Origin of the sequence: Salmonella sp. SJTUF15570, from assembly GCF_043357055.1 — a bacterium.
Classification (GTDB): domain Bacteria; phylum Pseudomonadota; class Gammaproteobacteria; order Enterobacterales; family Enterobacteriaceae; genus Salmonella; species Salmonella enterica.
This window is the reverse complement of record NZ_JBEUKJ010000006.1, coordinates 91022-103736: the sequence shown is the minus strand read 5'-3', so window position 1 is coordinate 103736 and position 12715 is coordinate 91022. Positions and strand designations below refer to the sequence as shown.

The 12715-nt window shown below is 52.1% G+C and carries 13 protein-coding genes and 2 tRNA genes; 8 read left to right on the top strand and 7 right to left on the bottom strand.

Annotated elements, in window-relative coordinates:
• Position 1 precedes the first annotated feature (1 nt).
• Positions 2–424, top strand: coding sequence for an L-fucose mutarotase (fucU, locus tag ABVN44_RS13725; protein WP_000920848.1), 423 nt, complete (start codon positions 2–4; stop codon positions 422–424).
• A gap of 57 nt (positions 425–481) precedes the next feature.
• The gene (gene fucR, locus ABVN44_RS13720) at positions 482–1192 is read left to right on the top strand and encodes an L-fucose operon activator (RefSeq protein WP_000642331.1); all 711 of its coding nucleotides are present in this window, start codon (positions 482–484) and stop codon (positions 1190–1192) included.
• A 46-nt stretch (positions 1193–1238) separates the two neighbouring features.
• Here fucR and rlmM read toward each other — a convergent pair whose 3' ends face one another.
• The 4 genes from rlmM to ABVN44_RS13700 all read right to left on the bottom strand — a co-directional run bounded on the left by rlmM (position 1239) and on the right by ABVN44_RS13700 (position 4237).
• Positions 1239–2339 carry a 23S rRNA (cytidine(2498)-2'-O)-methyltransferase RlmM gene (gene rlmM, locus ABVN44_RS13715; protein ID WP_023232687.1) on the bottom strand — a complete coding sequence of 367 codons (1101 nt, stop codon included), beginning with the start codon at positions 2337–2339 and terminating at the stop codon, positions 1239–1241.
• Positions 2332–2727, bottom strand: a complete 396-nt coding sequence (locus ABVN44_RS13710) for a DUF423 domain-containing protein (protein ID WP_000203913.1) — start codon at positions 2725–2727, stop codon at positions 2332–2334. The genes rlmM and ABVN44_RS13710 overlap by 8 nt, the downstream gene beginning before the upstream one ends.
• Before the next feature lie 18 nt (positions 2728–2745).
• Positions 2746–3663, bottom strand: coding sequence for a glycine cleavage system transcriptional regulator GcvA (gene gcvA / locus ABVN44_RS13705; protein WP_000044409.1), 918 nt, complete (start codon positions 3661–3663; stop codon positions 2746–2748).
• 346 nt (positions 3664–4009) lie between these two features.
• On the bottom strand, positions 4010–4237 hold the full coding sequence (locus tag ABVN44_RS13700) for a YgdI/YgdR family lipoprotein (protein WP_000750393.1): 228 nt from the start codon (positions 4235–4237) through the stop codon (positions 4010–4012).
• Between the two features lie 192 nt (positions 4238–4429).
• On the opposite strand from ABVN44_RS13700, the gene csdA reads away from it, so the two are divergent.
• The 3 genes from csdA (at position 4430) to rarD (ending at position 7265) form a co-directional block, all read left to right on the top strand.
• Entirely contained in the window at positions 4430–5635 is a 1206-nt protein-coding gene (gene csdA / locus ABVN44_RS13695) for a cysteine desulfurase CsdA (protein ID WP_000991059.1), read from the top strand.
• On the top strand, positions 5635–6078 hold the full coding sequence (csdE, locus tag ABVN44_RS13690) for a cysteine desulfurase sulfur acceptor subunit CsdE (RefSeq protein WP_000184198.1): 444 nt from the start codon (positions 5635–5637) through the stop codon (positions 6076–6078). Before csdA ends, csdE begins: the two co-directional genes overlap by 1 nt.
• A 299-nt stretch (positions 6079–6377) precedes the next feature.
• Complete coding sequence (gene rarD, locus ABVN44_RS13685; RefSeq protein WP_077248417.1) at positions 6378–7265, top strand: EamA family transporter RarD; 888 nt, start codon at positions 6378–6380, stop codon at positions 7263–7265.
• A gap of 51 nt (positions 7266–7316) precedes the next feature.
• On the opposite strand, the gene tcdA is transcribed toward rarD, so the two are convergent.
• Both tcdA and mltA read right to left on the bottom strand, forming a co-directional pair.
• A complete protein-coding gene (tcdA, locus tag ABVN44_RS13680) occupies positions 7317–8123 on the bottom strand; it encodes a tRNA cyclic N6-threonylcarbamoyladenosine(37) synthase TcdA (RefSeq protein ID WP_000117748.1) in 807 nt (268 codons plus the stop codon).
• 109 nt (positions 8124–8232) lie between these two features.
• Positions 8233–9330, bottom strand: coding sequence for a murein transglycosylase A (mltA, locus tag ABVN44_RS13675; RefSeq protein WP_000678626.1), 1098 nt, complete (start codon positions 9328–9330; stop codon positions 8233–8235).
• Between the two features lie 207 nt (positions 9331–9537).
• Here mltA and ABVN44_RS13670 point away from each other — a divergent pair.
• A tRNA-Met gene (locus ABVN44_RS13670) sits at positions 9538–9614 on the top strand.
• 29 nt (positions 9615–9643) lie between these two features.
• Positions 9644–9720 (top strand) — tRNA-Met (locus tag ABVN44_RS13665).
• 109 nt (positions 9721–9829) lie between these two features.
• Here the strand turns inward: ABVN44_RS13665 and amiC are convergent.
• Positions 9830–11083 (bottom strand): N-acetylmuramoyl-L-alanine amidase AmiC, encoded by a 1254-nt coding sequence (gene amiC / locus ABVN44_RS13660; RefSeq protein ID WP_000011919.1) that lies wholly within the window; start codon positions 11081–11083, stop codon positions 9830–9832.
• A 232-nt stretch (positions 11084–11315) separates the two neighbouring features.
• Here amiC and argA point away from each other — a divergent pair, with 232 nt between their 5' ends.
• Positions 11316–12647, top strand: a complete 1332-nt coding sequence (gene argA, locus ABVN44_RS13655; protein ID WP_000588964.1) for an amino-acid N-acetyltransferase — start codon at positions 11316–11318, stop codon at positions 12645–12647.
• Positions 12648–12715 lie beyond the last annotated feature (68 nt).

Here is a 12715-nt window from a genome sequence, read left to right as displayed (position 1 = left end):
AATGCTAAAAACCATTTCACCGTTAATTTCCCCGACACTGCTCAAAGTGCTGGCCGAGATGGGCCACGGGGACGAAATCATTTTTTCCGACGCTCACTTTCCCGCGCATAGCCTGGGCCCGCAGGTGATTCGCGCCGATGGTCTTAGCGTCAGCGATCTACTGCGGGCAATTATTCCGCTCTTTGAGCTGGATAGCTACGCCCCGCCGCTGGTGATGATGGCAGCCGTGGAAGGCGACACGCTCGATCCCAGCGTTGAAGCGCGCTATCGCGATGCCTTGTCATTAGAAGCGCCGTGCCCGGATATCGTCCGTATCGACCGCTATGCGTTTTATGAGCGGGCGCAAAAAGCGTTTGCGATCGTTATCACAGGTGAGTGCGCGAAGTACGGAAATATTCTTTTAAAAAAAGGGGTAACGCCGTAATCTCTTGCCGGTGCGCCCGCATGACGCGGGCGTTCATCGAATGATGGGATGAGAAAAATGAAAGCGGCACGCCAACAAGCGATAGTCGATCTGCTGATCAATCATAAAAGTCTGACCACCGAAGCGCTGGCCACCCGGCTTAACGTCAGTAAAGAGACCATCCGCCGCGATCTCAGTGAACTACAGACGCAGGGAAAAGTGCTGCGTAATCACGGACGAGCTAAATATATTCATCGTGAAAATCAGGACAGCGGCGATCCATTCCATATCCGCCTGAAAAGCCATTATGCGCACAAAGCCGATATTGCCCGTGAAGCGTTAGCGTGGATAGAAGAAGGAATGACGATTGCGCTGGATGCCAGTTCAACCTGCTGGTATCTGGCCCGCCAGTTGCCGGATATTCCCATTCAGGTTTTTACCAATAGCCATCCTATCTGTCAGGAGCTGGGAAAACGCGAACGCATTGCGCTGATAAGTTCCGGCGGCCAGCTTGAACGTAAATATGGCTGTTACGTTAACCCGTCGCTTATCTCACAGCTAAAATCGCTTGATATCGATCTGTTCATCTTTTCCTGCGAGGGGATCGACAGCGGCGGCGATCTGTGGGACTCCAATGCGATCAACGCCGATTTTAAATCTATCCTGCTCAGACGCGCCTCGCAGTCTTTATTATTGATTGATAAAAGTAAATTTAATCGTTCAGGAGAGGCGCGCATCGGCCATCTGGATGATGTGACGCATATTGTTTCAGATGCGCCGCAGTCATAGGCCGGATAAGCGTGCGCCATCCGGCGCTGATGACGGCAGCGCGTTTTTATCGCTCGTCGCGACGTCCGCCAACAGCCGCCCACAACCGACGCACGTGCACCGTCACTTCTTCGCGATCGTGATAAAGCTGACGTGCCTGGATCTGCGCATTAACGCCATGCTCATCCAACTGCGCCTGAAGATACGCCAGATTATGCGATACCTCTTCATAGCGTTTTTTCATCGGCAGTTTAAGGTTAAAAATCGTCTCCCGACACCAGCCGTTCACCAGCCACTGCGCCATTAACGCGGTGACTTTGGCCGGCTTCTCCACCATATCGCAGACCATCCATGAAATATTATTCCGGTTCGGACGGTACCTGAAGCCATCCTCACGCAACCAGGTCACCTGTCCGGTGTCCATCAGACTTTGCGCCATCGGGCCGTTATCTACGGAGTAAACCCACATATTGCGCTTCACTAACTGGTACGTCCATCCGCCGGGACAGGCGCCCAAATCCACCGCATACATGCCGTTCGCCAGACGTTCATCCCACTCATCTTCCGGGATGAAAACGTGGAGCGCCTCTTCCAGTTTCAGCGTTGAGCGGCTCGGCGCATCAGACGGAAACTTCAAACGCGGGATGCCCATATAAAACGGTGAATTGTTATGTGTGAACGAATAGCCGGTATAGCAGCATCCTGGCGCGATAAAAAAGACATGAACGACCGGACGCTTCGGCGTTTCATAATTCGTCAATACGCCCGCATCACGCAAAGCCGCGCGCAGCGGCACCGTAAATTTGCGGCAGAACTTCATCAGTTCTTTACTTTCATTGGTGTCGGCGACTTCAACCCGCAGCTCGCCGCCCTTTTCCACTACGCCCTGCAATATGCCGACAATCGGCGTAATTCTGTCTTCCGGCGGTAAATGTTGCAGCAGTTCACCCACCACAAACCACTGGCGGGCGAAAATCAGCGAACTGAACGGCAGTTCTGAAATCAGCTTTTCGCCATCTTCCGGCTGGTAGCATTCATAAATGACATAGCCTGCGTTCTCTTTTACGCGTGCAAAACCAAATATTTCCCGTTTTCCCGCTTTATCGGTAATTTCTGCAGCGCACTCTTTTTCAAACCCCGGACGGCAGAGCAATACAACTTTATTCATGGCTCGCGCCCTTACGTTTCATACGAATGGCGCCAATCAGCAATAGCGCCCAGCCCACCAGGAAACTGACGCCGCCGACAGGCGTGATATACGCCCACAGGCGCAGATGCGAAAGCGCAAGGCAGTACAGGCTGCCGCTAAACAGCACCGTGCCCAGCGCCAGAAAAACGCTGCTCCAGTAAAACCAGATGCTGATACGGCGCTGCATCGCCACCGCCAGGCCAAAGATCGCCAGCGTATGGAACGCCTGATATTGTAGGCCGGTCTGAATCCAGCCCATTTCAACCACGCCCAGGGTTTTACTCAAAACATGCGCCCCGAACGCGCCCAGAGCAACGTAAATAAAACCGCTGATAGCGGCGACAATCAGCATAAAACGGCTGGTCATGGTCATACCCTAAGTTAATTATTGTTCGTAACGAAAACGGAATTTTTCTTGCTCCGTCGCCGCCTTCGCCAAAATCCACTGACGGAAGGCGGCTATTTTACCCAGTTCTGCCTGGCTGTCATGACAAACCAGATAAAAAGCATTCTTACTCACCAGAACATCGTTAAATGGACACACCAGTCGCCCGGCTTCAATTTCCGACTGCGCCATAACATTATTCGCCAGCGCGATCCCCTGTCCGTGAATAGCGGCCTGTAGCACCATCGCGCTGTGGCTAAATATCGGCCCTTGCTGAACGTTAATATGGTTGAGCCCTAACTGACGAGTATAGGCCTGCCAGTCACGCCGGGAGGCATCGTGCAATAACGTGTGTTTCGCCAGATCTTCCGGCGTTTTTAACGGTTTTTCGCCTGTGAGCAATAAAGGAGAACAGACGGGCAGTAAATATTCTGCGTATAATTTTTCGACGCGCAAGCCCGGCCAGTTTCCCCGGCCATAAAAAATCGCGACATCGACATCGTCTGCCAGTTTATCTTCCTGACGGTCAACGGCTTGTATCCGAACGTCAATTCCCGGATAAGCTGAGTTAAAGCTGGAGAGCCTGGGCACCAGCCACTGGATGGCAAAACTGGGTGGTAAACTCACCGTCAGCGCCCCTTTGGCACTGCGCGCCTGGAGCTTACGCGTTGCTTCCGTGAGCTGGGAAAATATCTCTTTAATGTCGAGAAAATAGCTTTGGCCTTCTTCCGTCAGCAGCAGCGAACGATTGCGGCGGCGGAACAGTTTTAGCCCCAAAAAATCCTCAAGTGACTTAATTTGGTGGCTTACTGCGGCCTGCGTCACAAAAAGTTCTTCCGCTGCTCGCGTAAAGCTCAAATGGCGCGCGGCAGCATCAAAAACGCGTAACGCATTTAAAGGAGGTAATCGTTTTGACATGGCCTCTGGACTTAATGTCGAATGAATTTAACAAATAGGCAACAACATGTAACCTATTAGTTTTTTTAATCTGAGACATTATAAATTGTCCGTTGAGGTTCTACCAGCAAATACCTATAGTGGCGGCACTTCCTGAGCCGGAACGAAAAGTTTTATCGGAATGCGTGTTCTGATGGGCTTTTGGCTTACGGTTGTGATGTTGTGTTGTTGTGTTTGCAATTGGTCTGCGATTCAGACCACGGTAGCGAGACTACCCTTTTTCACTTCCTGTACATTTACCCTGTCTGTCCATAGTGATTAATGTAGCACCGCCATATTGCGGTGCTTTTTTTTGTATAACAAACGGTTAGTTTTCCAGAGCCACCATCTCTTTCACGTCAGTACGATTGATCTGCTGTTTGTTGCCATTAGCGTCTTTATACGAAATCATACCGGTATCGTTATCGGTCTGGGGTTTACCGTCGGTCACAATGCTACGTCCATCATTGGTGTGCATAACGTAATTAGGACCGGAACAGGCGCTCAGGGCAAAAGTCAGCATACATGCAGAGATAATTGCGGCAGTCTTTTTCATCTTCTTCTCCTTAAAGCTGTTTGTGCTATTTAAAGCGGACTCCGTAACAGGCTTAAACATTCGCCTAACATTATTCAGCATAACCTCCTTTACATAATTCGCCAGGATATACAGACGATTCCGATGGTTAGGACAAACCTTGTATCAGCCGCGCTTTTACGCCACGATCGGTAAACTGAACCGAGGAATATCATGAACGCTTTTAATCCCACGCAGTTTCGCGCGCAGTTTCCCGCGCTAGCCGATGCGGGTGTTTATCTCGATAGCGCCGCCACGGCATTAAAGCCACAGGCAGTCATTGACGCCACGCACCAGTTTTATTGTTTGAGCGCCGGTAACGTTCATCGTAGCCAGTTTGCGCAGGCGCAGCGCCTGACGGCGCAATATGAAGCGGCCAGAGCAAAAGCAGCGCGGCTGTTAAACGCGCCCGATGAAAAAAGTATCGTCTGGACACGCGGCACCACCGAAGCGATCAACATGGTAGCGCAGTGTTACGCCCGTCCTCGTCTGCGCCCCGGCGATGAAATTATCGTTAGCGTCGCCGAGCATCACGCCAACCTTGTGCCCTGGCTGATGGTGGCGCAACAAACCGGCGCGCAGGTCATAAAACTGCCGCTTAATGACCGGCGTCTTCCTGATGTTGAGCGTCTGCCGGAACTGATCACGTCGCGCAGCCGGATACTGGCGCTGGGGCAAATGTCGAACGTAACGGGCGGCTGTCCGGATCTCACAGGCGCTATCAGCGCCGCTCACGCGGCGGGAATGGTCGTGATGGTAGATGGCGCGCAAGGCGCGGTACACTTCCCGGCGGATGTTCAGCAGCTTGATATCGATTTTTATGCTTTTTCCGCTCACAAACTGTATGGCCCGACCGGTATCGGCGTGCTGTACGGTAAGCCGGAGCTTCTTGAGGCGATGTCGCCCTGGCTCGGCGGCGGCAAGATGATCCGTGACGTTAGCTTTGAAGGCTTCACCACTCAAAGCGCTCCCTGGAAGCTGGAAGCGGGGACGCCGAACGTCGCCGGGGTCATCGGCCTGAGCGCTGCGCTGGAATGGCTGTCCGATATCGATATTGAACAGGCCGAAAACTGGAGCCGGGGGCTGGCGACGCTGGCGGAAGACGCACTGGCGAAACGCCCGGGCTTTCGTTCGTTCCGCTGCCAGGACTCCAGCCTGCTGGCCTTTGATTTTGTCGGCGTGCACCACGGCGATATGGTGACGCTGCTGGCGGAATACGGTATTGCGCTCCGGGCCGGGCAACATTGCGCCCAGCCATTGCTGGCGGAACTTGGCGTCACAGGGACTCTGCGCGCCTCTTTTGCGCCGTATAATACCCAACATGATGTGGATGCGTTGGTTAACGCCGTTGACCGCGCGCTGGAACTGCTGGTGGATTAATGACAAACCCTCTTTATACCGGACACCCGTTCGGCACAACGGTAACGGAAGAGACGTTACGCGCTATCTTTCTCCCGCTGACCCAATGGGAGGATAAATATCGTCAGTTGATTCTGTTAGGAAAACAGCTCCCCGCTCTGCCGGATGAATGCAAAGCGCAGGCGAAGGAGATAGCCGGCTGCGAGAACCGCGTCTGGCTGGGCTTTACCCGATCAGATAACGGAACGATGCACTTTTTCGGCGACAGTGAGGGGCGGATTGTCCGCGGCCTGCTGGCGGTATTGCTCACTGCGGTGGAAGGAAAAAACGCCGCCGAACTACAGGCTCGTTCACCGCTGGCGCTGTTTGATGAGCTGGGTTTACGCGCCCAGCTTAGCGCCTCACGTAGTCAGGGGCTGAACGCGCTGAGCGAAGCGATTGTTGCCGCAACGCATAAGGGTTGAAATAGCGTAAATATTCTGTCGCCTGACAGCGCCGTCCGCGGCGGTCAGGCGATGCAGATAAAATAATCCAGTCACTTTATTAGTTTCGGCGTCAGATTTCCCTGATAAACATTCTTTTGATTTTTATCAGCTATCACAATGAAATTACAATGTTAGAATCCATGTTAAAACGGCGTGAAGATTTTAGAGTAAATAAAGCCACTCGATGTAGCGTAGCAGGAGAACTGGAAAATTCATACGCATCGGGTGAAGTTATAACAGGATATGGATAAGTGGAAAAATATCTGCGTAGCGGTACCATGTTTGTGGTACTGGCATTTATATTATGGGGGTTAACACCTTTATATTATCAATATTTATCAGGGGGAAATCTCGCACAAATATTGATATACCGGGTGTTCTGGTCAATTCCATTATTACTGGCAGTAAGATTGTTATTTCGGCAGCGAACGCGATTTCATGATGCCTGGAAAGATAAAAAATCTTTTTTCTTCTGCATGATCGCCGGACTTTTGATGATTGTATCATGGTCATCTTTTATTTATGCGCTAACCCATCATCTGGTGCTTGATGCCAGCCTCGGCTATTTTATCAACCCGCTATTTGTTATTGCGCTGGGATGCATTTTTCTTAAAGAAAAACTGTCGTTGTTTCAGGCCATCGCCGTTTTTTCCGGTGTCTGCGGCCTGACTTTTCAAATTATCATGCTACGGCATTTCCCGGCGCTGGCGCTAACCATGGGATTATCATTTGCGCTATATGGCCTGGCGCGAAAGTTTATACATTATGATGTGATGACATCGATAACGATTGAAACATTATGGGCATTGCCTGTCTCACTATTAATTTTTCTCTTTAGCGATAGCGGACCAATTATATCCGCTAATACTCCTTTCTTTTTGTATGTCATGACGGCGCCAGTGACGATCATTCCACTGGTATTATTTGCCATCGCGTTAAATCACACCTCGTTGATTGTCACCGGACTGGCGCAATATATAGAGCCGTCTTTACAGTTCTTACTTGCCATTATGATATTTGGCGAACACATTAATTACGCGGAACTGCTCTGCTTTTGTGCAGTATGGTTCGGGTTGTTTCTATGCATATCTGAAAATTTATATTCCCATTATCTCCGCGCCCGTCTGAAACCAGTGTTCGGCAGGGTACAGCGCTTCTTTCGCTAACAAAGGGCGCAGGGCCGGATACGCGTCTGCGTGACACTCCGCCCCGTCCTTTTATTCTTGTCGCGCCGCTTTAGCCATGATCTTCTTCAGCGCATGGGAAACGGCGACAAAACCGAACGTTGCCGTCACCATCGTCGCCGCGCCGAAGCCAGAGGCGCAATCCATCCGTTTTGGCCCTTCTGCGGTAGCTTTCATCGCGCATACGGAACCGTCCGCCTGTGGGTAAACCAGCGCTTCAGTGGAAAAAACACAGTCCACGCCCAGTTTACCTTTACTGTTCTTCACTACGCCAAAATTATGTTTCAATCTCTCACGCAGTTTTGCCGCCAGCGGATCCTGGATAGTTTTCGCCAAATCAGCGACCTGGATTTGCGTCGGATCGATCTGCCCGCCCGCGCCGCCTGTGGTCACTAAAGGAACCTTATATCGGCGACAGTACGCAATCAGCGCGGCTTTTGGACGAACGCTGTCAATGGCGTCAATGACATAGGTAAAACCCGCGTTCATATAACCCGCCACATTATCCGGCGTGATGAAATCATCGATAACCGTTACCCGGCACTCCGGGTTAATTTGCCGAATCCGTTCGGCCATCACTTCCGCTTTCGCCAACCCGACGTTATCACGCAACGCATGGATCTGACGGTTCGTATTGGTCACGCAGACATCGTCCATATCAATCAGCGTAATCGCGCCGATGCCCGTACGCGCCAGCGCCTCTGCCGCCCATGATCCCACCCCGCCGATTCCCACGACGCAGATATGCGCCTCAGCAAACCGCTGCAGCGCTTTTTCACCGTACAGACGCGCGGTGCCGCCAAAGCGTTGGCGCCAGGCATCACTTATCACCACTGACATATGACCTCAGAATAAAAAAAGGTGAGGTTATTCCTCACCCCTGCTCACTATTTTCAGGCCCGATAGCGATCGCGTTATCGGGCAATCCGGTTGTCGCAGAATACCACAATCAGCCGCTAAACACGTTACCGGCGCCCGGCGCGCTTTTTAACACCCAGACGCGACCATAGTGATTATACCATCCGGCACGATGCCCGGCATCCGGGCCAATTCCCTGGTAAATATCAAAGTGCTGGCCTTTAATCGCTCCGCCGACATCCAGCGCGACCATCAAACGTAGCTCATACTGACCGCTAAATTTACCGTTGTTATCCAGCAACGGTACTTCCGCCAACAAGGTCGTGCCAGGCGGAATGATGCTGCGGTCGGAGGCGACGGATGCTCGCCCAATCAGCGGTACAGCGCTGGCGCCTTTGACCGGCGCAAAAGATTGCGGCTTAAAGAAGACGAACGACGGGTTCTGCTCCAGTAATTCACGCACTTCCGCTTCGCTGTGCTTCTCTCCCCATTCGCGTATAGCCTGCATCGACATATCTTCTTTTTTCACTTCACCGCGATCGATAAGCACTTTACCAATACTGCGATAAGGCCAGCCGTTTTTACCGGCATAACTAAAGAAGTTCAGCGGACTACCATCACCGAAATCAATATAACCGCTGCCCTGGACATCCATAATAAAGTTATCCATCAGCGAATTACTCCAGGCCAGGATGTACTTATCGCTCAGCGCGCCTGCGTAGATCTGGGCGCGGGACGGTAAGCGTCCGCGTTTTGGCGGCATACTATAGATAGGGTACTGGAACGCGCCCTGGCGCGTATGGCGAGCCTGAACGACGGGCGTATAGTAGCCCGTGAACTGGACGTTACCGTAGTTGTCGGTGCCTTCCATCTGCCAGGCATCGATACCAAACTGACGCATAGTGCGCGTATCGCCTCCGGAACGTAACCAGTTCTGGACAGCGTTATAGACGTTGCTTTGATTGGTGTATAAACGCGGCGACGCGGAACGGATCTGATTGACCTGCTCGGCAAAGTCACCAGCATTAATCGGCGCGCCCACCGCGTCCGGCTGGTTTACCAGGGAGAAGGGCTGGGTAAATTTCCCGTCCTTATATTGCTGACCGCGATCGGTCGGTTTTGATGAACAGGCAGCCAGCATTGCCAGCATTACGCCTGTCGCCACATATTTTGCCCAACGTCCTTTCATGGTGTCTCGTCTTCTGCGTAATCGAAAGTGCCCGGTGAAGATAACAAACCGTCCGAAGTAATGAAATGCGATCGCGATCTCATTATGTAAATTCGTTTAAAAATCGCGCTATCTGCGGTGTATTTGCGCAATTCATGAGAAATTAGCGATTTATATGAAAAAAGGGTTGCAACAAAAGCTCAGCGGAGTATAGTGCGCATCCACGGACGCGGGGTGGAGCAGCCTGGTAGCTCGTCGGGCTCATAACCCGAAGGTCGTCGGTTCAAATCCGGCCCCCGCAACCAATTACAATGAGAATGCAAGTTTAGACGGACGCGGGGTGGAGCAGCCTGGTAGCTCGTCGGGCTCATAACCCGAAGGTCGTCGGTTCAAATCCGGCCCCCGCAACCAACTTAATGAACACCCTTACGGGTGTTTTTTTGTATCTGTCGTCTGGTCCGCAACGACAGTGCGGGCAGCATCCTACTTACCCGCGCAATAAACTCGCCGTCATCTCAGGTTAACTTCTTCTCGCCAGCGTCGCCCCATCGGCAAAATACGCTTTAATGCCCGCCAGAATCGACTCTGCGACCTGTTGCTGGAACGTCGCGGTCTTGAGCTTGCGTTCTTCTTCAATGTTACTGATAAACGCCGTCTCGACCAGAATAGACGGAATATCGGGCGCCTTTAACACCGCAAACCCCGCCTGCTCGACCTTGTTTTTATGCAGGTCATTAATTTTACCAAGCTGCTTCAACACCGCTTTACCGAATTTCAAACTATCGGCAATGGTCAGCGATTGCACCATATCGAACATCGTATGGTCGACATAACGGTCACCGCTTTTGCTCACGCCGCCAATTAAGTCCGAGGCGTTCTGCGTTTGCGCCAGATATTTCGCCGCGGTACTGGTGGCGCCTTTGGTCGATAGCGCGAATACGGATGAACCGCTAGGCTGCCGGCTGGTGAAGGCATCCGCATGAATAGAGACAAACAGGTCGGCGCGCTGTTTCTGCGCTTTCGCCACCCGGACTTTTAACGGAATGAAGATGTCTTCATTGCGCGTCATATAGACCTTCATGTTGCCTTCTTTTTCGATCAACGCGCGCAGGCGGCGGGCTATCTGGAGCACCACGTCTTTTTCACGCGTTTTGTATTTGCCTATCGCGCCGGGGTCTTCGCCGCCGTGTCCCGGATCAAGCATAATGACAATGGGACGATCGCGCCCCGCTTTACCGGGCTGCGGCCCGCTTTGCGAAGGCGGCACCTGCTTATCCAGATCGCCTTTATTGTAGTCTTCCAGCAGCGCCAGCAGCGGATCCTGCATATCCTGCGCATTGGCAGGATAAAGATCCATCACCAGACGTTCTTTAAAGCCTGCCACAGGCGCCAGCGCAAATAGCTGCGGCTTCACGTTTTGTTTTAGCTCAAAGACCATACGCACAGTCTTAGGATCAAACTGCCCTACCCTTGCGGATTTGATATACGGATCGTCGCTGCGAATCTGCGCACCAATGCCTTTAAGCACCGAGTTCAGATTCACATCCTCAATATCTACCACCACGCGGTCCGGGTTACTTAAGGCAAATTGTTTATATTTCAGCAGACGATTCGACTCTACCGTGACGCGGGTATAGCTGGACGCAGGCCAGATACGCACCGCAACGACCTGGCTTACGGCAGCCAGCCCGACCTGGCTCACGCTTAATAGCCACATGGCGCCCGCGCCTTGTAGTAAACGGCGACGGCTGATTGCTGAATTGGCTCCCGACATGCTTCTCCCGAGCAAAAACTAAATAGAGATCATACAAAGTTCATCCAAATTGACCGGAAACTTTAGCGAATGACGCATAATCTGTCATCTATAAAAGGGTAAACATTCTTTTTATATTCACGGCATTACTAAGAAAAGCGATCGGACCGCATAAAATTTACGCTTGCACAGAGGGCAAAAACAGAATAAAAATACACTAATTTCGAATAATAATTCACTAGTGGGGCGCGCAATGATAAAGGAACGTAAAACCGAACTGGTAGAAGGGTTTCGCCATTCAGTTCCCTATATCAACACCCATCGCGGAAAAACCTTTGTCATTATGCTCGGCGGCGAAGCCATTGAGCATGACAATTTTTCCAGCATCGTTAGCGATATCGGGCTACTGCATAGCCTCGGTATTCGCCTTGTCGTGGTGTATGGCGCGCGACCGCAAATCGACGCCAATCTGGCCGCGCATCATCATGAACCGATTTACCACAAAAACACGCGGGTGACGGACGCCAAAGCACTGGAGCTGGTGAAACAGGCCGCCGGTTTACTCCAGCTTGATATTACCGCCCGTCTGTCGATGAGTCTGAACAATACGCCGTTGCAGGGCGCGCACATTAATGTCGTCAGCGGCAATTTCACCATTGCGCAGCCGCTGGGCGTTGATGATGGCGTGGACTACTGTCATAGCGGCCGTATCCGGCGCATTGATGAAGATGCGATCAACCGCCAGCTGGATAACGGCGCGATCGTTCTGATGGGGCCGGTCGCCGTCTCAGTGACCGGCGAAAGTTTTAATCTGACCTCAGAAGAGATTGCCACTCAACTCGCCGTTAAACTGAAAGCGGAAAAAATGATCGGTTTCTGTTCTTCTCAGGGCGTTACCAATAGCGAGGGCGGCATCATTTCTGAACTCTTCCCGAATGAAGCGCAGGCGCGGGTGGAAGAGTTGGAAGCGCAGGGCGACTACAACTCCGGAACCGTACGTTTTTTGCGCGGCGCGGTAAAAGCCTGTCGTAGCGGCGTTCGTCGTTGCCATCTGATCAGCTATCAGGAAGATGGCTCGCTATTACAGGAACTGTTCTCGCGTGACGGTATCGGTACGCAGATCGTCATGGAGAGCGCCGAGCAGATCCGCCGCGCCACCATCAACGATATTGGCGGTATTCTGGAGCTTATCCGCCCACTGGAACAGCAGGGCATTCTGGTACGCCGTTCCCGTGAACAACTGGAGATGGAGATCGATAAATTTACCATTATTCAGCGCGATAATATGACTATCGCCTGCGCGGCGCTGTATCCTTTTGTGGAAGAGAAAATAGGCGAAATGGCCTGCGTAGCGGTACATCCGGATTACCGCAGCTCATCGCGTGGAGAAGTGCTTCTGGAGCGGGTTGCCGCCCAGGCGCGGCAAATGGGGCTGCGTAAATTGTTTGTGCTGACGACGCGCAGTATTCACTGGTTCCAGGAGCGCGGTTTCACGCCTGTCGATATTGAGTTACTGCCTGAGAGCAAGAAAAAAATGTATAACTATCAGCGACGTTCAAAGGTGCTGATGGCGGATTTAGGATAACAAGGTGGGCCTGATGGCGCTGCGCTTATCAGGCCTACGCTCGAAAGCATCATTTGGAGGCCGGATAA